This is a genomic window from Paenibacillus sp. MDMC362 (assembly GCF_003269305.1).
Lineage (GTDB): Bacteria > Bacillota > Bacilli > Paenibacillales > Paenibacillaceae > Paenibacillus_AQ.
On the sequence record NZ_QLYT01000025.1, the window covers coordinates 96,722 to 120,150 of the forward strand.

At 49.6% G+C, this 23,429-nt stretch carries 21 protein-coding genes and 2 pseudogenes; 22 read left to right on the forward strand and 1 reads right to left on the reverse strand.

What is annotated here, in order from left to right; genetic code table 11:
- Positions 1-49 precede the first annotated feature (49 nt).
- From DP091_RS14395 to DP091_RS14410, 4 genes are all read left to right on the forward strand, one after another.
- Entirely contained in the window at positions 50-1,033 is a 984-nt protein-coding gene (locus DP091_RS14395) for an ABC transporter ATP-binding protein (RefSeq protein ID WP_113058947.1), read from the forward strand.
- A complete protein-coding gene (locus tag DP091_RS14400) occupies positions 1,030-1,839 on the forward strand; it encodes an ABC transporter permease (protein WP_113058948.1) in 810 nt (269 codons plus the stop codon). Before DP091_RS14395 ends, DP091_RS14400 begins: the two co-directional genes overlap by 4 nt.
- 12 nt (positions 1,840-1,851) lie before the next feature.
- Positions 1,852-2,655: an ABC transporter permease gene (locus DP091_RS14405; protein WP_113058949.1), complete on the forward strand. Its 804-nt coding sequence runs from the start codon at positions 1,852-1,854 to the stop codon at positions 2,653-2,655.
- A gap of 134 nt (positions 2,656-2,789) precedes the next feature.
- A complete protein-coding gene (locus DP091_RS14410) occupies positions 2,790-3,833 on the forward strand; it encodes a hypothetical protein (protein WP_113058950.1) in 1,044 nt (347 codons plus the stop codon).
- Between the two features lie 150 nt (positions 3,834-3,983).
- On the opposite strand, the gene DP091_RS14415 is transcribed toward DP091_RS14410, so the two are convergent.
- On the reverse strand, positions 3,984-4,598 hold the full coding sequence (locus tag DP091_RS14415; protein WP_113058951.1) for a TetR/AcrR family transcriptional regulator: 615 nt from the start codon (positions 4,596-4,598) through the stop codon (positions 3,984-3,986).
- Between the two features lie 88 nt (positions 4,599-4,686).
- Here DP091_RS14415 and DP091_RS31885 point away from each other — a divergent pair, with 88 nt between their 5' ends.
- From DP091_RS31885 to DP091_RS14495, 18 genes and pseudogenes are all read left to right on the forward strand, one after another.
- Entirely contained in the window at positions 4,687-4,857 is a 171-nt protein-coding gene (locus DP091_RS31885; protein ID WP_258394512.1) for a hypothetical protein, read from the forward strand.
- Positions 4,858-4,867: 10 nt separating this feature from the next.
- Positions 4,868-5,089, forward strand: coding sequence for an MFS transporter (locus DP091_RS31890; protein WP_258394513.1), 222 nt, complete (start codon positions 4,868-4,870; stop codon positions 5,087-5,089).
- Positions 5,056-5,748: an MFS transporter gene (locus tag DP091_RS14420; RefSeq protein ID WP_258394514.1), complete on the forward strand. Its 693-nt coding sequence runs from the start codon at positions 5,056-5,058 to the stop codon at positions 5,746-5,748. Before DP091_RS31890 ends, DP091_RS14420 begins: the two co-directional genes overlap by 34 nt.
- Positions 5,749-5,813: 65 nt before the next feature.
- On the forward strand, positions 5,814-6,812 hold the full coding sequence (locus tag DP091_RS14425) for a phosphotransferase enzyme family protein (protein WP_181469807.1): 999 nt from the start codon (positions 5,814-5,816) through the stop codon (positions 6,810-6,812).
- Between the two features lie 249 nt (positions 6,813-7,061).
- Positions 7,062-7,397: a hypothetical protein gene (locus tag DP091_RS14430; RefSeq protein WP_258394515.1), complete on the forward strand. Its 336-nt coding sequence runs from the start codon at positions 7,062-7,064 to the stop codon at positions 7,395-7,397.
- Positions 7,398-7,584: 187 nt separating this feature from the next.
- On the forward strand, positions 7,585-8,169 hold the full coding sequence (locus DP091_RS14435; RefSeq protein WP_113058954.1) for a TetR/AcrR family transcriptional regulator: 585 nt from the start codon (positions 7,585-7,587) through the stop codon (positions 8,167-8,169).
- Positions 8,170-8,311: 142 nt separating this feature from the next.
- The gene (locus tag DP091_RS14440) at positions 8,312-9,526 is read left to right on the forward strand and encodes an MFS transporter (RefSeq protein WP_113058955.1); all 1,215 of its coding nucleotides are present in this window, start codon (positions 8,312-8,314) and stop codon (positions 9,524-9,526) included.
- Positions 9,527-9,655: 129 nt separating this feature from the next.
- Positions 9,656-9,846: pseudogene (locus tag DP091_RS14445) on the forward strand (ArsR/SmtB family transcription factor); the annotation flags it as partial.
- An 11-nt stretch (positions 9,847-9,857) separates the two neighbouring features.
- The gene (locus tag DP091_RS14450; protein WP_113058956.1) at positions 9,858-10,436 is read left to right on the forward strand and encodes an aldo/keto reductase; all 579 of its coding nucleotides are present in this window, start codon (positions 9,858-9,860) and stop codon (positions 10,434-10,436) included.
- Positions 10,437-10,460: 24 nt separating this feature from the next.
- Positions 10,461-11,237 (forward strand): DeoR/GlpR family DNA-binding transcription regulator, encoded by a 777-nt coding sequence (locus DP091_RS14455; RefSeq protein WP_306438120.1) that lies wholly within the window; start codon positions 10,461-10,463, stop codon positions 11,235-11,237.
- A gap of 319 nt (positions 11,238-11,556) precedes the next feature.
- Entirely contained in the window at positions 11,557-12,375 is an 819-nt protein-coding gene (locus tag DP091_RS14460) for an MBL fold metallo-hydrolase (protein WP_113058958.1), read from the forward strand.
- A 190-nt stretch (positions 12,376-12,565) separates the two neighbouring features.
- Positions 12,566-13,618 (forward strand): annotated as a pseudogene (locus DP091_RS14465) (MFS transporter); the annotation flags it as partial.
- Positions 13,593-14,555, forward strand: a complete 963-nt coding sequence (locus DP091_RS14470) for a metallophosphoesterase family protein (protein ID WP_113058968.1) — start codon at positions 13,593-13,595, stop codon at positions 14,553-14,555. The pseudogene DP091_RS14465 and the gene DP091_RS14470, both read left to right, overlap by 26 nt.
- Positions 14,556-14,858: 303 nt before the next feature.
- Positions 14,859-18,803 (forward strand): polysaccharide lyase family 8 super-sandwich domain-containing protein, encoded by a 3,945-nt coding sequence (locus DP091_RS14475; RefSeq protein ID WP_181469809.1) that lies wholly within the window; start codon positions 14,859-14,861, stop codon positions 18,801-18,803.
- Positions 18,804-19,064: 261 nt separating this feature from the next.
- Entirely contained in the window at positions 19,065-21,176 is a 2,112-nt protein-coding gene (locus DP091_RS14480; RefSeq protein ID WP_258394518.1) for a BglG family transcription antiterminator, read from the forward strand.
- A gap of 35 nt (positions 21,177-21,211) precedes the next feature.
- Positions 21,212-21,655, forward strand: coding sequence for a PTS sugar transporter subunit IIA (locus tag DP091_RS14485; RefSeq protein WP_113058961.1), 444 nt, complete (start codon positions 21,212-21,214; stop codon positions 21,653-21,655).
- Entirely contained in the window at positions 21,652-21,915 is a 264-nt protein-coding gene (locus DP091_RS14490) for a PTS sugar transporter subunit IIB (protein WP_113058962.1), read from the forward strand. Before DP091_RS14485 ends, DP091_RS14490 begins: the two co-directional genes overlap by 4 nt.
- A gap of 23 nt (positions 21,916-21,938) precedes the next feature.
- A complete protein-coding gene (locus tag DP091_RS14495; protein WP_113058963.1) occupies positions 21,939-23,234 on the forward strand; it encodes a PTS ascorbate transporter subunit IIC in 1,296 nt (431 codons plus the stop codon).
- Positions 23,235-23,429 lie beyond the last annotated feature (195 nt).

Genomic DNA, 23,429 nt, shown 5'->3' on the forward strand with positions numbered 1-23,429 from the left:
TTTATGCCGTTCAATTAGGCAAATCAGGCAAACGTTTGGAGGATCGGAGATGGATTTTATCCGTGTGCGGGAGCTGCACAAATCGTTTGTGTATTACCGGAAACAAGCCGGGCTCAAACATTCATTAAAAAATTTGTTTGCCCGCAAGTCACTGGTGAAGGAAGCGGTTAAATCCGTTTCCTTCGATATCGGTCCCGGCGAGTGTGTCGGATTTCTCGGGCCCAATGGGGCGGGCAAGACCACAACGCTCAAAATATTATCGGGCATTCTATATCCCACGAGCGGGGAAGCCGATGTACTCGGCTATGTGCCATGGGAGCGAAAGAACGAGTTCAAACGGCTGTTCTCCATCGTGATGGGCCAGAAAAACCAGCTTTGGTGGGACCTTCCCGCCAGCGAGTCGATTTATTTGAACAAATGTATTTATGACGTGGACGATGATCTCTACCGTCGGAGTCTTGCCGAGCTATCGGAAATGCTCGATGTGCAGGACCTTCTGGATGTGCAGGTGCGCCGGCTGTCCCTGGGGGAGCGGATGAAAATGGAGCTCATCGCCGCACTGATCCATCAGCCTAAGCTGCTTTATCTTGATGAGCCGACGATCGGCCTCGATTTCCCTTCGCAGAAGAAGGTCAGGGAGTTTCTGAAATACTACAATGAACAGTTCGGTGCGTCGATTCTGCTGACAAGCCACTACATGAAGGATGTGGAGGACCTGTGCAAGCGGACGATCATCATCAATGAAGGCAGTATTCTGTATGACGGTGATCTTCATAAAATCAACGATCTTTTTGGCGAGCAGAAAATTATAAGGCTGCAGTTCTCTGAACCCGTTGCCGAGCAGCGATTGGCCAAGTTCGGGAAAATCGTCAGCGCAGACGACTACAACGCTGTTTTGGAGCTGCCAAAGTACCGGTTGAAGGAAGTGGCGCGTGCCGTCCTCGATTCGTTTCCGATCGTTGACTGGACGATCGAGGACGTGGCGATTGAGGAGAGCATATCGATGCTCTACCGCAAGGAATCCGTCGGATGAACAGACGCAAATTGTATAAGGCTGTATTTTCAATGGGCGTCCAGCATTCGATGGAATACCGTTTTCACTTTGTTCTGGGTCTCGTGGGGGCCGCCTTCCCGATTATTGTCCAGTATTTCATCTGGACGGCGGTGTACCAGCATTCCGGTCAAGCTGCGCTGTTCTCGTATTCGTACGGTCAAATTATTTTGTATACGATCTTGGCGGGATTGGTGTCCAAGCTGATCTCGACTCAGTTCGAACACCAGATTGCCGACGATATCAAAAACGGAGGTCTTAACAAGTATTTGATCAAACCGGTCAGCTATTTCGGATATCGGCTGGTGTCCTTTTTCGGTCAGAAGGCGATCTATTACGGGATTACGGCTTTGCTGCTCGTCGGAATTATTGGGTTCGCATCTGCGGGTGGCGTGCTGGAGCTCCAGGCCATACGCCTGATCTTGTTCGCGGTCACGCTGTCGGGGGCGCTAATGCTCAACTTTCTGATCGCCTACTGCATCTGCGCGAGTGCATTTTATCTGCATGAGATCTCGTATTTTTTTGTCATTACAAGTCTGCTAGTCAATATTTTAAGCGGCGGCATGTTTCCGCTCGAGATTTTCGGGGAGTCGGTTGTGAAGGCGCTTCAGTACACGCCATTCCCATATACGATTTATTTTCCGGTCAATATCCTCAGCGGCAAAGCGGAAGCGGCGGCTATGTACCAAGGGCTGCTCATCCAGTGTGGGTGGATTCTGCTGTTCTTCTGGTTATCCCGTCTGACGTGGCGCATTTCCATGAAGAAATATTCGGCAGTAGGGGGGTAGCGGACGCTGCATATGTTTAAAATCACGAGGAAATACATGCGCCTGTACGGTTTATTCATCAAAAATTGTCTCATCGCCCAAATGGAGTTTCGGGGCAATTTCATGATGAGCCTGCTGGTCGAATCCGTCTACCTGCTTGCCAAGCTGCTATATGTGCTGGTCGTGTTCCGCACCGATCTTCATGTTGATGGCATACCGCCCGAAGGGCTGCTTCTATTTATAGGCATGCACACGGTGGTGACCGGAATTTATGTCGGCCTGTTTTTTACAAATTTCATGAAAATTCCGGAATATGTTAAAGACGGCTCGCTTGATTTCATGCTGACGAAGCCGGTATCCCTTCAGTTCATGGCTTCCTTGCGTTACGTCGATTTGGCGCTGCCGATCCCTGATATTCTGGTTGGGTTCGTCATGATCGGCATCGGCTGGCATGCGATGGATATTCCGCTGACGTTCCTGCAGCTCGCGGGGTTTGCCCTGCTGCTGCTCGTCTCCGTTGTCATCACTTACTGCCTGATGATTATCCCTGCGCTGCTTTCATTCTGGTTCGTCCAGACGGGCTCTGTGTCGGAGATCGCGCATTCCATTTGGGACGCCAACAATTTCCCTATGGCAATATACCCGGCCTGGGTCCGGCGGGTCGGGACCTTTGTTATTCCTCTATTCCTTATTACCAATTTCGGACCAATGTTTCTGCTTGGGCAGATTAACTGGCTCCATGCGGGCTTGGCGCTGATCGCTTCGCTTCTGCTCTTTGCAGCTGTACAGCTGGTCTGGAAACAGGCCGTGAAGGGTTACAGCAGCGCGAGCAGTTAAGCCGGCAGTTTGGTGGGGCGAAAAAAGCTGAGCTTACATCCTAAGCATCAGACAAAGAAGTAGATGTGTCGGGCAAAATCGTCGGAAGAATGTTATCTCGATTCCGGATACTTGTTAGAAAGGGGAAGAATCAGATGAACGCGTTTCAGCTACCGGTCGTGAATCCGCCGCTTAAAGGATTTTTGCGGTGGGCCTACACACTTTCCATCACCAGCATCCATGAAGAAACGATGCCTTGGTTTTACAGCAATTTTATTCAGCTGTTCTGCAAAAAAAACTTTCTGGAGGACGGCAGGCAGTACTATTTTGATTTCTTTCGAGGCAAACCCAACGAACTGAATTTCAACAACCCGTTTCTTCTCACCTGCTCGGTCAATTATACGATTCTGGAGAGTTTGGCATTGGACGCTTGGCCGAAATTTATCGCGGATCAAATCCGAAACGGCTATTATTGCGTTGTGTTTTTGGATGAAGCCAGGTTATCGCCTGCGGCCTCCTATCAGAAAGAGCCGTTCCCGCATCATCTTTTTCTATATGGTTACGATTGGGACGAAAGGGTCTTCAATGCGTCTATGTTCGATCGTACGGGAGTATACCGCAATTTGCAGATCCCATTCCGGGAGTTTCAGGACGCCGTTCAGTCCATGAGGCATCTTCTAAAGGAGAAGCTCACGGCCGATCATCATACTTACTTTTATAAGTACGAGCCGCATTCTCCATATCCTTTTGATAAAACGGCAGCGATTGACCAGCTGCGCGATTATCTAAACGGAGAGACCCATCTCAACCGGATCAATTACAATTCGGACAACGAAGAAGCATTCGGAATCAAGGTGTACGACTATTTGCGGCTGTACTTTGATGCCGCAGAGGGCAACGATTCCCGGCTCGGTGACCGTAACGATGTAAGACATCTTCATGTGCTCTGGGAACACAAAAAAATGATGAGCGAACGGATCGGATACTTGGTGGACGAGGGGATCATCCCGTATGACGACGAGCTGGTGGCTGGCTACAAGGATATCACCAAAAGGGCGATGAAGCTGAGAGATCAGTACATTCGTCATGAACTTCGCGAAGATCACGAAATGTTTGATCGGCTGAGGCTTCGGTTCGATGAATTCCAAAACGAGGAGCCTGCTCTCCTGCAAAAACTGATTACACTGCTTGATGCTTGAAAAAATACGGGTGAGAATCGGCGTCCCGGATGCGATGCTTACTGAAAAGACCGAGTTTTCAGCAACAGATGAAGCATGGTTAGAACAAAACCTGCTAGCTATGGCTAGCAGGTTTTTTGTTCATTTATTTTATGGTTAATGACGCTCTCGTTAGCCTGACTGCTTCGATAAGGCATCCCATAAGCTCATCAGTTGAGTGATGGCAGCATCCATTGCTTCGTACGAAATACCGTCCCGGGCTTGCGTTGATATTCCTTGCAGAAATGTTTCAAATAAGGTTACCAGCATGGGAATATCCGTTGATTCCGGCAACTCTCCATTGGCTACGGCTCGCTCGATACACTCTGTTAGCCAACCGTGGACCCTTGCTCGTTCCTTGGCAAGCATCTCTCGGATATGTTGTTGCTCGGGTGAACAGTTCACGGCGGACAAAACCAACAGACAGCCGAGAGGGTGGGAACTTTCTGTCTGCATTCGAGCCGATCCTCGGAGTCCTTGTTCGATGGCCGCTTTTGATGTCAGGCGTGTATCCCTGAATCTTTCAGAGACTTGTCCATAAGTCGAGATATACTGATCCATCACTTCTCGGAACAGGGATTCTTTTGATTCGAAAGCGGCATAGAAACTCGCTGCAGAAATATCGCCCATGGCAGCACGCAACTGAGCTAGCGAAGTGGATTCGTAGCCGTGTTCCCAGAACAGAAGCATGGCGGAAGCAACTGCCTCGTCACGGTTAAAAGTGCGTGGACGTCCCGTTCGTGCCATATAAATGCCCCTCCTTTATTAATTCTATACTAATCGATCCAGAAGTCCTTGACAAGAGAGGAGGGTCAATCCAAATATTGCGGGAGGTTTGAATATTACAACAGGGATGGCCGGGCAGCTCGTCACTTCCTATGCTTTGGGTTCCATTGTGGCGGCAATTCCGTTTGCGATGTTTACCGGAGGGATGAGACGACGTTCGCTTCTGCTAGCCATTATTGTAGGTTTTTTTGATCTTCAACTCGATGACCGCATTGTCTAGCAGCTATGTTTTGACTTTGGTCGCTCGATTTTTTGCAGGCGTATCTGCGGGTGCCGCATGGGGGATGATTGCCGGGTACGCACGGCGTATGGTTCCGGATGCTCTAAGAGGGCGTGCCTTAGCAGTCGCGATGGTTGGCACTCCGATCGCTCTTACACTCGGTGTGCCGGTGGGCACCTTGCTCGGTGACCTGATTGGTTGCGCCTTGTATTCGGACTCATGTCTCTGCTGACTCTCGTATTAATAGGATGGGTTCTGTGGCAGGTGCCGGACTATCCCGGGCAACCTGCAAATCAAAGAATGACCATCCGTCAGGTGTTTGTTATGCCCGGCATCCGTCCGATTCTAATGGTGGTTTTGACATGGATGCTGGCACACAACATTTTATATACGTATATCGCGCCGTTTCTTGAGCCTTTGGGACTGGCTGGGCGTGTTGATCTGGTCCTGCTTGTATTTGGAGCATTCGCACTTATCTCGATCTGGATTGTGGGTCTGTTGATAGATCGACACCTGCGCCTGCTAGTGCTTCTTAGTCTGCTCTGCTTCCTGCTGGCAGCCGCGGCGCTATGGACGGGCGTCACATCGGCATTCGTTATGTATGCGGTCGTGGCATTATGGGGATTTACCTTCGGCGGTGCCGCCACCATGCTGCAAACGGCGCTTGCCGATGCAAGTGGTGAAGAAGGAGTGGATATCGTAATGCCGATCAATACCACCGTCTGGAATCTGGCCATCGCTGGTGGGGGGATTGTCGGCGGCGCTTTGCTGGAGTTTATAGGAGTCAATTCGTTTCCGGGAGTGCTGTTGATTCTGCTGCTCATTGCATTGGCTATTGCGTGGAGTTCGAAGAAACATGGCTTTCCCAGCAAACCATACCGCAGTAGATAGCCAAAATTATATATAATGCTATAAAATGGATCATAAGAATATGGATTCGCATGACAGGAGGGCGTATGGACCAAAACATAAAATTAATGTTCTTGGACGAACATGCCATCGAAGGTGCAGCGCGGTTCGGAGTCAGCTCCAAGGAGCTGACCTTCCTTGGAGGATTTCAAAACTTTATATATTCCTACGATCGCAATGAGATGAAATATATCCTCCGTTTCACAGCGAGCACTCATCGAACAGGAGAAGAACTTACAGCTGAAATAGAATGGATTCGTTATCTTTCAGAGCATGGTCTGGCAGTATCGGACTCGATATCTTCGATGAATGGAAACGACTTCGAACGAATCCGAGGAACTCATATTGATTTCTACGTGACCTCTTTCAGGTATGCGCCTGGTCGTAAAATCGGATACCCGGAATGCCTAGGCAATCCCTTACTTTACGAACAATGTGGACGCCTGACCGGCCGTCTCCATGAACTGTCGAAGCGTTACAAACAAAAGGTACATAGACCCACTTGGGAAAACAATGAATACCTCTTACAGGCCCCAAAATATATACCGGAAGAGCACCTACCCATTCTTCTTGCGCTTGGTGATCTTAAGAGACAATTGTCCGGTCTCCGCGTTACTACTGATAATTTCGGTTTGATACACGGAGATATCAATGTAGGAAATTTTATGGTTGATGAGTCGGGGGAAATAACGCTCTTCGACTTTGACGAATGCCAGTATAGCTGGTATGTCGAAGACATTGCGATCCAGCTATATTACCTGCTGTATGTATATGGGGAAGATTCTAAAGTTGAACGAAAGGCGCTGTACGAGCTTTTCATGAAACATTTTGAGCGAGGCTATACAGAGGATGGCCGTCAAATGCCTGAGGGCTGGAAGGATCAGTTGGGGCTTTTCCTGAGGCTGCGTGAAATTATCGTAGTCGTCGGCATGCACCGAAGCTGGGATTTAAGTCAACCAGACGATTGGACTCGCGACTTTTTAAGGGATAGCAGGATGCGGATTATACATGGGGTTTCGTTGATCGACGATTTTCAGTCATCCTAAATGGGAGGATCGGATGGAGCAAGCATGGTTATATGTTGTTTACATATGGTTAGAATATTGGATAATTTTGGGCTGTGATTGATGTTATAATCAGAATGGACGCTTAATTTCGAGACGAGGGAGGAGAAACGGCTGAATAAGCGTACATGGTATATCTTTCTGGCAATTTGTGTCCTGATTCTAATCAGCGCAACAATATATTCGGCGTCCCAAAACAGAACATCGTTTAAGGAGATGGTCCTCGATCAGTTGATTGAGCCTAAGACCATCAGCCATATGAGCGTCAGGAAAAATCGGTTCCGTCCGAACGAGCAAGAGATACAAATTACAGATCCTGCGGAGATTGAGCGGATTATGAACAGCTTTTCCGAAGTCAAACTGCGTAAAACCAGCAGAGTGGATTACGGAAGCGAAGAATATGAAGTTTGGTTTCAGGGCCGAAATGGCCCGACCTTCTCTGTATTCTTCTTTAGCCCTGACCACGTGCGAATCCATAACGGTTCGAGCAATCACAAAAGGTATGGCAAGGAATATAAAATTGTAAACGACTTCGACCGTGGGGTCATCGAAAATCTATTTAAATGAACGAATGAGGAGAAATGTCATGAGTAGGTTGATGTTTCTCTTCTTTGTTGTTGGAAGCCCAGGCGGATTTGATGGTGATTAATTACTCAGTCCGTATCATTTTGATCGCCCTCTGCTGTTTGAAAAATATATACTGGAATGTTCGTTCCGATTGATATATACTCATGTAGAAAAGGAGGAAGCGTCGATGGGACGAACCAAAGAATTTGACCGGGAGCAAGTACTTTGCAAAGCCATGATCGTTTTTTGGGAAAAAGGATATGAAGCTGCAAGCATACCGGATTTATTGGAATCGATGGGCTTGAGCAGATCCAGTATGTACGAAACGTTTCAGGATAAACAGACACTGTATTACGAGGCTATCCAATATTATAAAAAAATGTCGCAAAAAAAACGTGATCAAATGATACATGCAACTTCTGCGATCGCGGGCATCCGCCAGTATTTCGAGCTGCATATCATGAACGCTTTTGCCACGCACGGCGAAGATTTCCCTAATGGATGTCTGATTACGAATGCTTCCGTTGGTTTGAACACGGCGGATGAACCCTTGCAGAGTATGATTCGCCAAAGATTTACGGAATTGGAGGAGCTGTTTTATGAGACGTTGAAGAAAGGGCAAGAAACGGGAGAAATAGCCCCGGAGAAAGATATTAAAACGTTATCGTACCTGCTGCTGAACCTCAACCATAGCATTAACGTAATGGCCAGAGTCAAAAGCGATATTAATAAAGTCCACGGTATGATGAACGCGGTCTTCGAGATGCTTTGACCCCTTTTTTTTCATCAAACTGGAATGATCATTCCGAAAAAAGGGCTTTCCCTTGCTTATAAGCCTAGGGGGAAGCTATCTATATTCTGGAACGAACGTTCCTGTAAAATAACGCAATAATTCAAAGAAGGAGTGTTTATCAATGACTGAACATGCAAAGGGAAGGCTGGAGAAATCCGCACCTACATGGATCACGCTGATCCTTGCTGCTGCCTGTGGGTTGATCGCTGCAAATCTATATTATACGCAACCTTTAATTGAATCGATCAGCTCGGCCATAGGGTTATCTTCAGAATCTGCAGGGTTGATCGTCACGCTGACACAAATCGGCTACGGGATCGGCTTATTATTTATCGTCCCGTTGGGGGATTTGCTTGAAAACCGCAAGTTGGTGGTTACGCTGCTGGTTCTGACGTCTATTGTTTTGATCATCGCCGCTGGAGCCCGAAGTGCGGCTCTGTTTCTTGCAGCTTCCTTGTTAATAGGTGTCGGGGCCGTTGCGGCCCAGATCCTAGTTCCATACGCGGCGCATCTTTCCCCTGAGCAGACGCGTGGACGTAATGTAGGCAACGTAATGAGCGGTCTGTTATTGGGTATTATGCTGGCCCGTCCGGTTTCGAGTATGGTGGATACATATTTCGGCTGGCATGCCATCTTTATGATTTCCTCCGCTATGCTCTTGGTACTGGCTCTTGTATTGGCAAAAGTCCTTCCGGCAAGGCAGCCGCAAACGAAGGACCAATATCCGGTTATCATCTCATCCATGCTGCATCTGCTCAAGACAACGCCGATTCTGCGGCGCCGCGCACTGTATCACGCGTTTTTGTTTGGCATGTTTAGTCTGTTCTGGACAACGGTTCCGCTCGTTTTAACGAGTCCGGTGTTCCATTTTTCTTCAACAGGCGTAGCACTTTTCGCTTTGGCAGGGGTTTCTGGTGCGGCGGCGGCTCCTATTGCTGGCCGCTTTGCAGATAAAGGCCTGATACGTTCGGCAACGGGATTGTCCATCGCGCTGGTGATTCTATCGGGACTTTTGCCGATTATGTTTCCTGGGGGTTCTGTATTCTCTATCGTTATCCTCGTTATTGCTGCCATACTTCTAGATATGGGCGTGTCGGCCAACATGGTGTTGGGGCAGCGAGCAATCTTCGCTTTGGGAGCTGAGGTGCGCAGCCGGCTGAACGGCATGTATATGGCGATCTTTTTTACGGGTGGAGCCCTTGGCTCCGCAGCCGGGGGTTGGGCGTACGCCATGGGCGGCTGGAAAGCGGCAATGTGTGTCGGCGTTCTTTTTCCGATATTGGCATTACTGTACTTTTTTACGGAAAAAAGAGGGGCTCACGGCGATATGAGATGAATGATGGTCAAGTCACTTGTGGAAAAATATGGATCTCCATTTGCTTTACCGATAGCATTTCGAATCTTCTAGTGTGTTATTCTAGGTTGGTCAATAAGACTAAACGGTTAAACGAACGGGGGGGATTAGGTGAATCAGGAAATTGCAGCCGATATCGCTAAGGAGTTCAAAAACAACCAAAAGGTACTGGTCGCAATCGGTGATGAAACAAGACAAGCCATTCTTAAAACCTTGATAGAGGGACCGCAAAATCCCGGAATGCGAGTGGGAGAGATCAGGTTGCATACTCATCTGTCTCGTCCAGCTTCTCTCATCATTTGAATGGGCGGCGATGGAAGATTTGTACATGGAAGGGAGAATTAAAGTCATCGGCGTAGCAAATTTCGAAATCGAGCATTTGGAGCAGCTCAAAAAGCAATCTCGGATATCACCGATGATCAATCAGATCGAAACGCACCCAGAGTTTCAACAACACGATCTGCATGATTATATGGTTCGTGATCGGATACTGCATGAAGCATGGGGACCACTCGGACAAGGAAACAAGGCCTTGCTGGAGCATCCGGTTCTCGTTGAGATTGCTCGTAATCATCAAAAGTCAGTTGCACAAGTCATATTACGCTGGCATATAAACCGAGGAATTGTTATCATCCCTAAATCGTCAAATTTGCAAAGGATAAAGGAAAACACCGAAATTTTCGATTTTGACCTAAGCGACAAAGAAATGGACCGAATCCGGCAGCTGAACACGGGTAAAAGATATTCCGTTAACCCGACTGGCTACATGATAAGTCCGATTTACATACGGTTGATGAAGCTATTTGTTAAAATAAGTGTGGGCTGGATCTTAAACGAAATAGCACAATCAGTTAGAACAGGAGGATTACATGCTTTTATGGTAAACTTCTAATTAAGAAGTTTAGGCAAGTAAGGAGTGGAGCAGTTGTTTGCTGAGCAGCGGCATCAAATCATTATTCAGAAACTGAATCAGGACAAATCGATCCGAGCGTCGGAGCTCATGGAGCATTTCGGAGTTTCGTTTGAGACGATCAGACGTGATCTGGAATATTTAGAAAGCGAAGGCTACCTGCGGCGGGTGCACGGCGGGGCGATTCTGAAGGAGCCCGACTATAGCCGCGAAATCCCGCTGCCGATCCGCGAATCGATATATATGGAAGAGAAGGCGGAGCTTTCCCAAATCGCGGTACGTTATGTGACCGAAGGGATGTCCATCGCGCTTGATCCCAGTACGACAAACACCCAGATTGCGAAGGCGCTGAAAGCCAAGTTCGATCGATTAACCGTGATTACGAACTCGCTTCCGATCGTCAACGAACTCGTTTCGATGCCAGGATATACGGTGATTATGACCGGGGGCGTAATTCGTCATGAAGAGCAAAGCATCATCGGCGATTTGGCGGAAGAGTTTTCATCTCGTTTCCATGCGGATTTGTTCTTTATGAGTATGAGCGGGGTTACGTTGGAAGCAGGGATTACAGATTACGGAGTCGGCGAAATTCAAGTGAAAAAAATAATGCTCGCGAACGCGAAGCGCTGCATCGCCCTCGCAGACAGCAGCAAGTTCGGACAAAATTCATTTATCAAAGTATGCGGGGCAGCGGAAGTCGAACGGTTTGTGACGGATTCCAAAATCGACCGAGATATCGTTGAACAATTCCGCAAGAACGGCATAAAAATCGTATACAAATAATAAAAATCCGTATGAACGATTCTTGGTTTCCACGAACCAGGAATCTTTTTTTATTTATTTGGAAGGTGCTTGTAATGGAGATGTATTTGTGTGTGTTTGTATGTTTCTAATATTCCGACATGGCTCACACAGTTCCATTGTGCTTTCGAACAGGCAGTCAATCGTTCAAATTGAGCCTTTTTTGGTCATTAGTTTTTATAGAAAAAGGATTGCACAGAAAAAAATATTGTATGTGATTGATTGTGTATATGTGGTATTATTTGTATCAAATCAAGGAATCGATAATTTAACCATTGTCTTCCAAGAGGAGGAGAAACCAGTGAAGATTCATTTTTTAGGCACAGCCGCAGCCGAAGGATTTCCAAACCCGTTCTGCCGCTGCGAGGCCTGCTGCAAGGCGAGGTCGCTTGGAGGAAAAAATATTCGAACAAGAAGCTCTATTTTGATCGACAATTTGATCAAGGTTGATTATTCTGCAGATTCCCATATGCAGGCGCTCCGTGATCGGATCGACTTGGGCGCCATAGAGCACCTGTTGTTTACGCATACGCATTACGACCATTTTCAGCCATCGGATCTGTACAACCGAATTGAAGGATTTGCACACGGTATCGATCACCCCTTACATATCTATGGCAACGATGTTGCGATTAGCCAGACCGTTACTGCACTGGGTCCGGACGCTGGAGGCAGGTTTGCGTTCCATTTATTGCGTCCGTTCGACACGATTTCATTGGGCAATACAAGGGTCACTCCTTTGCTTGCGAATCATGACCCCATGGAAACTTGTTTGCTGTTCTACATAGAAAAAGGGGGCAAAACGCTATTTTACGGCAATGACACCGGATGGCTGAATGACGATACTTGGAAATGGCTTCAAGGGAAAAGGATCGATATGGCGATCCTTGATTGTACGCATAGCTATACGAACAATAAGCGAAATCCAAACCATATGGGGATTGAGAGTGTGCTGGAGGTCCAGCGCGTATGGCGGGAAGAAGGTACGATCGGGCGTGACGGTCTTATTTACGTGACTCATTTTACACACAATTCCAATTTTCTGCATGATGATTTTGAACGCGCTTTCGAGCCCGCGGGCATTAAGGTGGCTTACGATGGCCTGATCGTCGATCTATGACGAGTGACAGCAGCAACGCTATAGAACAGCGTCAGATTAGGATTGTCGGTATCGTAACGGCGCTAACCCTCTTCGGCGACTCGATGCTGTACATTGTCCTCCCCGTGTATTGGAAGGAAGCGGGACTGGACGCCCTTTGGCAGGTAGGCGTGCTGTTGTCCGTTAACCGACTAGTAAGGCTGCCCTTAATCCTGTCATTGGCTGGCTGTATCACCGCATGTCGCTTCGAACCGGCCTGTTCATCTCTGTTTTGTTAGCAGCCCTTACCACAGTAGGGTACGGCTTCTTCAAAGGGTTCGTGCTTTGGATAGCTTTGAGGGCGGTGTGGGGAATTGCATGGTCCTTGATGCGAATGGGCGGATATTTGACCGTCATTCGATACTCCGACGATACCAATCGAGGGCGGTATATGGGAACGTATAACGGATTGTGGCGCCTGGGCAGCTTGGTTGGCGTGCTGTTCGGAGGGTTTCTCGTACCCATGTTCGGACTGCAGTCCGTCTCGATCATCTTTGGCATGATGGCATTGGCCGGACTTCCGTTGATCGCGGCATCCATAAGTCCGGGGAAAGCATCCGGTACACATCAACTGGAATTACCTCACGGTAAGACAAAAACGGTATGTTCGCTGCAGGTAAAGAAAATCGTGATAAGCGGATTAATTATATCCTTGCTGCATGCCGTGTTCGGTGCGACGCTTACGTATCTTATTGATACGAGTTATCCAGAGGGAATCCCGTGGTTCGGTTTGATCATCGGCAGCACGGTGTTAGGGGGCGTATTGACAGCGCTTCGCTGTGCTTGGGAGCCGTTCTTGGCCCGATGGTTCGGACAGCGTACGGATGGGCCGCGAGGAAGGCTGCCTTTATTTATGCTCTCGCTTGCGGGTGCGGCGGCGGGCTATGCCTTACTTCCGTGGCAGCTGCCGCTCGGTATTTGGATTGTTATCGTTATTTTTGTCATGATCACAAGCACTGCGCTTGGCACCATTATGGACGCCATGGCTTCTGACGCTGCGAAGAGCACTTCCGTTATTACAGTCATGACTGCTTATTCCGTATCTACCGATTTAGGGGCGGCGATCGGCCCGACGTTAATTTATTGGGTGGTCGGCTCGCAGTATGGCGTGACTTCGATGTATTTGGCGTGCGCTGCTGTATTCGTTTTGATCGGGTTATGGTATTGGAAGGAATATGTGGCAAAGGGGCGGGTATATCTTGGAGAAAAAGCTGAAGTTTCGTGAGGATGGATCGTTTGTCATTGTACAGTTTTCTGATGTGGAGTTTATTGACGCTGAGGACCTCGATCCGGAAACGCCGCTTCTCGACGCGATGACGAAGGCGACGATGGAGAGAGTCATTGCGATTGAGCAGCCGGATCTTGTTGTGTTTGCAGGCGACTTGACGGCAAGCGCTAGAAGCAAAGATCCGCTGCAATCGTTCCGCAGCGCGGTCGCTGTCGCTGAGGAAAACCGCGTAGCATGGGCGGCTGTGTTTGGCAACCATGACTCGGAAGGGAGCGTACCGCGTAAAAGGATGCATGAGGAGCAGCTCCTGCATGAATATTGCGTGGCCAAACCGGATCCACCGGGCGTAAGCGGAGCCGGAAATTATGTGCTGGCGATTGACGATTCCAAGGGAAGGCCGGCAGCTTCGTTGTTCTTCCTCGACAGCGGTGATTACTCACCGATGGATGCGGTGGGCGGATACGATTGGATACGCCGTGATCAAATCGAATGGTATGCATCTGAATCTCGGCAATTAGCCGATCGAAATGGTGGAGAGCCTTTGCCTGCACTGGCTTTTTTCCACATTCCGCTCCCGGAATACAAAGAGGTGTGGAAGACGAAGGTGTGCGAGGGGCACTGCAGCGAATGGATCAGCTCGCCTGAACTGAACTCCGGCTTCTTCGCCACCATGGTGGAGATGGGTGATGTTATGGGCACGTTCGTCGGACATGATCACTCGAATGATTACTGCGGGACACTGCATGGCATTCGTCTTTGTTATGGGAGGTCTACTCGTTACGTTAGTTATGTAGACGGTGCGCGCAAAGACAAATTTCCGACGGGCGCAAGAGTCATTCGATTAAGAGCGGATGAGCGACAGTTTGAGACATGGATCCGCCAAAGCGACGGACTTGTCGCGGAATTGCCGCTGCATGAGCCGGATGCTCGTTGAGTCACCCTATCCCACGTATTTTTCCTTCAATATAGATTTCCAGAAGAGTTCTGAAAAAGCTTCGAATCTTCATCCGTTCAATCTGAGCCATATTCAATCTACCTCGTTCTTTGAGAATGTTGTTGTGATGCACCATGCAACCTGGGGATTTGAATGTGGCTTTTTCTCGATCTCACGCCTGAATTGGATCATTCGGATGGCGTTAAAGCCGGGAGGGGGGTGATGTAACAGACGGAATTCATGCAAAAGGATGCTGGGGCTAACCATTGGCAGTCTAATTTGATGATGGAAGGTGATATTGTGATGAACTTACGTTGGCGGAAAAGTGTTGTGGTTTCTCTTCTCACCAGTTTCATGCTGTATCCCATTTTGTTGTTTACCGGACCCGTACAAGCATCAACTGCTGCAGATGAGTTCGATTTGCTGAGAGAGAGGTGGCATGTATATTTGACCGGGGGGACGGCAATCGACACGTCGGACCCGGAAATTGCAGCGAAACTCAGCCAAATCGAAACCAACGCGAACAAGCACTGGTCAGCGATGAACACAAACGCCGGACGAACTTATCTGTGGAGCGATCTGGCGAATTGGAGTGTCTCCAGCACGATCTCATCCAACTATGTAAGGCTGAAGGAAATGGCTCTGGCCTATTCCACAACGGGGTCTTCCCTCAAAGGGGATGAACAGCTGGCTGCAGACATCCTAAGTGGCCTGGACTGGATGTATGCGCACAAATATAACGAAACGAAGAGCGAGACAGGAAATTGGTGGGATTGGGAAATCGGCGTGCCGATGAATCTGACGGATGCGATGGTCTTGATTTATGATCAAATGTCCGCAACGCAAAAAACTAACTACACGAAGGCTTTGGATAAATTCGTTCCGGATCCAACCTATCGCACAAATGCTCCTTCGCTCCGGGAGACCGGTGCGAATCGGCTTGATAAAGCGCTAATTGTCTCTTTGCGCGGCGTGCTGAATAAATCGGATGCCAAGATTGCTCAAGGCCGTGACGCGATCAGCCAGGTGTTGTTGTATGTACAGAGCAGGGACGGCTTTTACGAGGACGGTTCGTTTATCCAGCATGACTATGTCGCGTATACAGGAAGCTACGGTGCCGTTCTGCTCGAGGATATGGCGAAGCTGCTGTATCTTCTAGGCGGTTCGAGTTGGGATGTGACGGACCCGAATATCGCGAATGTCATTCGTTGGGTAACGGAGGCTTACCGTCCTTTTCTATATAAAGGCGCCATGATGGATACGGTGCGAGGGCGTGCAATATCGCGCGAAAGTTCACAGGATCACCAGGCGGGACGGAAAATTCTGGCTTCACTCGTCATGCTCGCCGACGGCCTGAACGCTCGGGATGCCGCAACGGTTCGCCAAATTGCCAAAGGCCAAATGATGTCGGATACAACGTTCCCGAGTTATACGGAGGGGCTATCCATTTTCAGCATCGGCAAAATCAAAGCACTGCTTGGCGATCCATCCGTTGAACCCGCAGGCGATATGATCGATACCCATGTATTCGCAGGGATGGATCGCGCCGTACACTTAAGGCCTGATTTCGGCCTGGCGCTTGGTATGTTCTCGACGCGGATATCGGCTTTTGAATACGGCAACGGCGAAAATACCAAGCCATGGTGGCAAGGCGCAGGCGCCGCCTACTTGTACAATGCGGACCAGACGCAGTTTTCGGGGGCCTATTGGCCAACGATCGATCCGGTGAGATTACCGGGAACGACAACGGACGGCTCTACGGGGAGCGTGGGTTCGTTCAGCTTCAAATTCAATACATCGAATTGGGTAGGCGGTTCATCGATTGATGGCCCTTACGGTACGGTCGGCATGCAATTTTCGATGTCGAAAAACACGGGTACTCCGTTATCCGGCAAAAAGTCATGGTTTCTATTCGGCGACAAATATATAGCGCTCGGATCCGACATTTCGAGCACCGGAGGTCGATCAGTAGAGACGATCGTTGAAAATCGCAAGCTGAATGAGAACGGTTCGAATACGTTGACGGTTGATGGAACGGTTAAGCCTACTGCGACGGGGTGGGCGGAGGCGATGACAGGCGTACAGTGGGCGCATCTATCTGGAGGAAGCATACCAGGAGCGGATATCGCGTACGTATTCCCTGGAGGGGCGACGGTTCATGGTCTGCGAGAAACGAAGTCCGGCTCCTGGAAGGATATCAACGCCGATGGAAGCGATAAGCTTCTATCCGCGCAATACGCCAGCCTTGCGCTGAAGCACGGTATCGATCCGGTGCAAGCTTCCTATGTCTATGCCGTTTATCCGGGGGCGACAACGAATGAGGCGGCCGACTATGCGGCGAACCCGGGCTTTAAGGTTTTGAAAAACACGGGAAACGTACAGGCGGTTATGGATACCAGCGATCAAATGGCGGTCGGCGCCAACTTTTGGAAGGATGCGGTTGAAACCGTTCAAGTGAATGGAGCCGATTACTTGACCAGCAATAAGAAATCATCCGTCACCATCGTTGAGAGCGGAGATGAGCTGCAAATCGGGGTTTCAGATCCGACCCAAGCAAACGGAGGGACTATTGAAGTCGAAATTCACCGTGCGACAACCGGCGCATTGTTGCTCGACCCGGGGGTTACAGTGAAGCAGTTTGCACCGACGACGGTATTGGAAGTCAATACGGCGGGAGCGATCGGGAAAACGTTCCTGGCTAAGCTGAGCACAGGGTCAACGACGCCGCCAGTGGCGCCACAATTGATCGAAGTCCTGCAAGAACCCGGTTCAGCTGCGCTGAAATGGTCCGCAAGCGCAGGAGCGACAGGATACCGAATTTATTACGGGACAGCGCCCGGCAACTATACGAATACCGTGGATATATCCGCAGTCAGCGGAAATAACCAGTATACCGTCACAGGGCTAGCCGATGGGGCAACGTATTATTTTACGATAAAAGCCCTTAATGGCGCCGGTAACGAAAGCGCCGCATCCAATGAATTATTCGTAACGCTTGGATACGTAATCTTGCCTTCCGACGATGTCTACGTGCGCAGCGGGTCTTATGCAAACACCAATTTCGGATCTTCCGATCAATTGGTTATCAAAAACGATCCAAACGCAGGTTATCACCGCTACTCCTACTTGAAATTTGATTTATCTCACCTGCCGGATCAAGTCAAAAGCGCGCAAATCCGCCTGGTTCCGACAAGTGCCGGGCTCGCAAACACACAAGGCGTCGCTTTTGAAGTTAGCAATCATGCATGGACCGAAAACAGCATGACATGGAACAACAAGCCTGCCGCCGGCAGCCTAATCGGGAGCTGGACCGTTCCGGCAGCCGGGACGCCGGCAACCTTGGATGTAACGGCACAAGTGAATGCAGCCATGGCTGGTGACCGTACAATCGCCGTTCAGCTGGCACAAACGACCAACTATGGCTCGACCGGCTGGGTGATGTACGGCTCTAAGGAGCATACGAATGCAGCTTACCGGCCCGTGCTTCTGTTCGAGCCGCTGGATACGGCTCCGCCAAGCACGCTGGCGACATTATCTCCGGAGAAGCCGGACGGCGAGAACGGTTGGTACGTCCGACCTGTAACGCTAACGTTGGCCGCGGAGGATTCATTCTCGGTAGTAACCGAATCGGTATACAGCATGGATGGGGGAAGCTCATGGCAGCCGTACACTGAACCTGTTACGTTCAGTCAAGACGACAAATATACAATAAGCTACCGATCAAAGGATGGTACGGGTAACGTAGAGGCCGCGAAGATGATTGCATTTAATCTGGATACTGAGGCCCCTCTTATTGCGTTTGGAGATCCGGCAGGAGAAAGCTACAGGATGGATCAGGACTTATTGCCGCAATTTGATGTAAGCGACGATATGTCCGGCGTCGATTCTAAGAAGATAACTTTGTTGCTTGACGGGCGGCCTGTTGAACAAGGTGCAACGATTCCGCTATATACATTGCCGGTGGGCAGTCATTCAATTGAAATTACAGTTTACGATATAGCAGGAAATAGGGGGAGAGCCCGTGTGGATTTCCAAACGACGGCGACTACCGAATCGCTCAAAGCGCTAGTCGCAAGGTTTGAGAAGGACGGCTGGATTGACAACAACGGCATCGCAAACAGCTTGAGGCAAAAGATCGACGAGGGTAAACTGAACAGTTTTATTCACGAAATTCAAGCACAGAGCGGCAAACATGTTCATAACGATGCTGCACGTTACTTACTTCAGAATGCACAGGCATTGATTTAACATAGCGATCGGGAAGTAAACAAAATCTTGCATGGGCCCTGCAGCCTGTGCTTTTTTTTGTGCATATAACCTACTTAATTGAAAAGTTCGCGGAGTTATTCAATGAAAAGTATTTTGGCGGTCTACGCAACTTTATACACTTGAGTTCATTTTTGCACAAAAGGGTCTCCATGAATTGAACTGTCTTTCATGAATTGCCTGTGGGTATAATCGAATTGCAAAAGGTACCACACTAAACGGCAAAGGAGTTGATGCCGTATTCTGGACGAAAGAAGTACCCGGATTTTGACGCTGCTTCATGAAGCAGCCGATTATGTGTCGCTGGAAGAACTGATGCAGAAGGTCGGTATCTCCAGACGAACCGTTTATTATGATATGGAAAAAATAAACGACTACTTGAAAGCGGTTCAACTTCCGCCGGTCAAATACGTCAGGACAGTCGGCTATTATTTGCCGGATGAAAGCCGGTCCGGTCTTCCGCAGTCTACCGGGAAGCCTCAAATGCAGCAGTATTATTTGTCCCCGCGGGAAAGAATGGCCTGGATGTCGCTTTATCTGTTATCGGCGGAGGCTCCGCTCTTTGTTCATCATTTTACGGACCTTTTGCAGGTTAGCCGAGGGACCGTACTCAAGGATTTGAATATGGTCCGGTCGGACATGAAGATCTCGAAACTTAAAGTAACCTACGACCGCAAGCGGGGCTATGGCGTACATGGGGAGGAGCGTGACAAGCGGAAGGCCTTAAGCCAGTACTTCGGGCAGATTTTCGGTCATGCCGGCTGGGAGCAGGGATTTAGCCGGAATCCGGAATCGGAAAGCCCGGATCTCGCCCAAGTCTTATTTCCCCCTATGAAGTCAGGTCACCTGAAGCGGGTGTATTGCCTGATCTCGGATAGCGAAATAACGCTGGGCGTAGATTTGACGGATGAGATGTTATTTCATTTGACGGCACGGTTCCTGTTGTATGTAAGGCGGATTCAGACCGGACAGTTTATCTCGATAGATGAAGATGAACGAAACGTGCTGCGGAGGAAACCAGAGTACGAAGTCGCCGCAGGGCTTGCCGAAGGTCTTGGCCAATTGTTTGGCGTCTCCATCCCGGACGAAGAGATTTGCTACTTTACGATGCATTTACTGGGAGCCAGGGTTAACCGGATGGAACAGATGACCGGATCCGAAGAGGTGCTTAAGCAGCTTCGGCAAGTGACCAGACAGATGACGGATGATTTTCAGCGTTACGCCTGCGTATTCCTGCCGAACAGAGAAACGATGGAAGAGAATCTGCTTGTTCATTTAAAGCCGGCTTATTACCGGATCGTATACGGACTCGGTCTTGAAAATCCGCTGCTCGAAAATATCCTATCCAAGTACAGGGAAGTGTTCGAGCTGACCCGCCGATCCGCGGCTCCGTTCGAACAACTGGTTGGGCGTCAACTTGACGACAACGAAATTGGATATCTCGCGATGCATTTCGGCGGCTGGCTGCGCAGAGAGAACACGAAGCCGGCCGTACGGAGGCAGGCAGCCATCGTCTGCGTCAACGGCATTTCCGCTTCGCGAATGCTGAAATCGCAGCTGGAGAACCTCTTCTCGGCAGTGGATATTACGGCGGTGCTCTCGCTGCGGAATTACGAGTCCTTTGATGAAGACCGCGTTGATTTTATTTTTTCTACGGTCCCATTGCCGGAGAGCAGAGTGCCCGTTCTCTTAGTGAATCCGATTCTCAGCGATAAGGATAAGGAGCACCTGCTGAACCAGGTCAACATGGTTGCCGGCCGTAATTCTAAGACCCCGGCGTACTCGGTTCAAGCACTGCTCGATATCGTCCATAAATACGCCGTGGTTAGGGACGAAGCAGGTCTTACGGAGGAGCTGAACCATTACTTGTCCGTTGGGAAAACATGGCTGAGTGAAGCACGCAAGCCATCTCTATCGGATCTGCTCACCGGACAGATGATCCAAATGAAAAGAAAAGCTGCCGACTGGCGGAGCGCTATACGCGATGCCTCCGAGCCCCTGCTGAAGGATGGGCGCATCGATGAAGCCTATATTGATGCGATGATCTCCAAAGTCGAGGCGCTCGGCCCTTATATCGTCGTTGCTCCGGGTATCGCGATTGCGCATGGCAAGCCGCAGGATGGTGTCCGGCGGCTGGGCATCAGCCTGCTGCGGCTGGAGGAACCTGTCGCCTTCTCGGAAGAAGCAAGACATCAAGTTCAGATCATTCTGGTACTGGCGGCGATTGACGGCGAATCCCACCTCAAAGCGCTGTCGGAGCTGACCATCCTGCTCAGGGAGAAGGAGAGCCTGATCCGTCTGAAAGAGGCCAAGACGAAAGAACAGATACTGCAGCAATTACACACCGGTCTTTAGCATCGATTAGAATACCGGATTTGGGAGAGATGAGAATGAAATTTTTGGAACCGTCGCTAATTGCCTTGGAGGTTGAAGCCGAGACGGCTGAAGAAGCCATCCGCTTAGCGGGAGAACTGCTGGCAAAAGCGGGTGCGGCGGAGGAACGTTATGCCGACGCCATGGTGAAATCTTATCGTGAAAGAGGCCCGTACTTTGTTCTTGCACCCCATATTGCACTCCCGCATGCCCGTGCGGAGGATGGGGTGAAGGAAGCGTCCGTCTCGCTGATTAGATTGAAGAAACCGGTCGTATTCGGCCATGCCGCCAACGACCCGGTACAGCTTGTGTTTGCGCTTGGCGGCTCCTCAAGTTCGGAGCATATCGCCATGCTGCGCAAGCTGACCACTTTGCTGAGCAGTCCGGGCTGCATTGAACAATTCATGCATGCAACGGATGTAGAGACAATCCAACAACTCATTAGGGGGAACGAACAATGAAAATTTTATGCGTATGCGGTCTTGGACAAGGAACGAGTTTGATTCTGAGAATGAATGTGGAGAACGTGCTAAGCGGTATGGGAGTGAGTGCCGACGTGGAGCATACGGACGTATCAACGGCATCCGGAACCGCAGCCGACTATATCATTACAAGCAACGAGCTGGCCCAAAGCCTTCAAGGGCATGCGGCCCAAATTGTGATCGTCAACAACTATTTCGACACTAACGAAATCAAACAGAAGCTGGAAGAAGTGCTGTAAACCATTAGAAAGGGAGAGGGCATATGGACGTACTTTTTTGGATTGCCACCAACATTTTTGGAACGCCCGCCATTCTGCTCGGATTCATCGTTCTGGTCGGCCTTCTGCTTCAGAAGAAATCAACGAGCCAGCTTGTAAGCGGCACCTTTAAAGCGATTATCGGCTTCCTCATCATCGGTGCAGGCTCTGATGTCATCGTGAAAGCCTTGAATGTATTTGAGCCGATGTGGAAGGAAGTCTTCGGATTGGAGAGCGGGACCCTCGGTACCTTCATGGGGCAGGAGGCATTCAATTCCAAATTCGGCAGCGCCGTTACGCTCGCCATGCTCATCGGCTTTCTAATCAACGTTCTGCTGGCACGCTTCACCCGGTTTAAATTTATTTACCTGACCGGGCACATGATGTTCTGGACGTCGACCGTTTTCGCGGGCGTGATCGTTCATGCGGCCAGCGGCATCCCGATCTGGAAGCTGGTACTGATGGTCGCTGTCGTCCTTGGTGTGTATTGGACATTCCAGCCGGCGCTGGTTCAGCCGTTCCTGCGTAAAATTACGGGCAACGATAACATTGCGCTTGGTCACACCTCGGCCTCGGTTGCCTTGCTTGCTGCCTTGTTCGGTAAATTATTCGGCAACAAAAACAACGATTCCGAGAAAATCAAAGTACCCAAAGGCTTCGAGTTTCTTCGCGATTCCAACGTCATCACTGCGCTCAGCATGGGAGTTTTGTTCCTGATCGGGGCCATTATTCTATCGACGAAGGGCACGCCGGCGGCAGCGGAGCTGATGAAACAATCAGGTGACCAGAACTTTATTATCTACTCCATTATCCAATCGTTCACATTCGCAGGCGGAATCGCCATCGTTCTGATGGGGGTCCGGATGTTTGTCGGCGAGCTGGTTCCGGCCTTCAACGGGATCGCTACTAAACTGGTACCAGGCGCCAAACCGGCACTGGATGCGCCAGTTGTATACCCTTACGCGCCGAATGCGGTGGTTCTTGGCTTCCTGGGAGCTTTCGCCGGAGCGATTATCTGGCTGCTTGTACTTGGAAACACCGTATCATACATTTTCGTGCCAACGATGATCGTCTTATTCTTCCACGGCGCTACGGCAGGGGTATTCGGGAATTCGACAGGCGGTGTCCGCGGGGCCGTTATCGGCGGGTTCATCACTTCAACCGTGGTCGCTTGGGGACAGTTTCTGATGGTTCGCTTCTTTATCGCCTCGACGGTGCCGGATACGGCCATGTGGGCAGCTGATTCCGATATGTTCATCATTGGGCCGATTCTGCACTTCCTGGCGAAGCTGTTCTTCTAGAGGTTATTCAAAAAGCAGCTGACTTTTTGAATGTTGAACACGCATTTTTAGAGATCTGGCCAGGTTCCAATTTTATAGAGAGTGGAGGAGAAACGATATGGGCTTTATTCGTACTTTACATGGAGACATCAGAAAGGAAGAGCTGGGCTTTACGTATTCCCACGAACATATCGTATGCCGTCCGGCCTACTGGCA

Coding starts and splice junctions, on each gene's coding strand:
- DP091_RS14450 (WP_113058956.1), top strand. CDS start 9,858: ATGGAAGATTTGTACATGGAAGGGAGAATTAAAGTCATCGGCGTAGCA.
- DP091_RS14490 (WP_113058962.1), top strand. CDS start 21,652: ATGAAAATTTTATGCGTATGCGGTCTTGGACAAGGAACGAGTTTGATT.
- DP091_RS14395 (WP_113058947.1), top strand. CDS start 50: ATGGATTTTATCCGTGTGCGGGAGCTGCACAAATCGTTTGTGTATTAC.
- DP091_RS14405 (WP_113058949.1), top strand. CDS start 1,852: ATGTTTAAAATCACGAGGAAATACATGCGCCTGTACGGTTTATTCATC.
- DP091_RS14415 (WP_113058951.1), bottom strand. CDS start 4,598: ATGGCACGAACGGGACGTCCACGCACTTTTAACCGTGACGAGGCAGTT.
- DP091_RS14495 (WP_113058963.1), top strand. CDS start 21,939: ATGGACGTACTTTTTTGGATTGCCACCAACATTTTTGGAACGCCCGCC.
- DP091_RS14440 (WP_113058955.1), top strand. CDS start 8,312: ATGACTGAACATGCAAAGGGAAGGCTGGAGAAATCCGCACCTACATGG.
- DP091_RS14475 (WP_181469809.1), top strand. CDS start 14,859: ATGAACTTACGTTGGCGGAAAAGTGTTGTGGTTTCTCTTCTCACCAGT.
- DP091_RS14485 (WP_113058961.1), top strand. CDS start 21,212: ATGAAATTTTTGGAACCGTCGCTAATTGCCTTGGAGGTTGAAGCCGAG.
- DP091_RS14400 (WP_113058948.1), top strand. CDS start 1,030: ATGAACAGACGCAAATTGTATAAGGCTGTATTTTCAATGGGCGTCCAG.
- DP091_RS14410 (WP_113058950.1), top strand. CDS start 2,790: ATGAACGCGTTTCAGCTACCGGTCGTGAATCCGCCGCTTAAAGGATTT.
- DP091_RS14435 (WP_113058954.1), top strand. CDS start 7,585: ATGGGACGAACCAAAGAATTTGACCGGGAGCAAGTACTTTGCAAAGCC.
- DP091_RS14425 (WP_181469807.1), top strand. CDS start 5,814: ATGGACCAAAACATAAAATTAATGTTCTTGGACGAACATGCCATCGAA.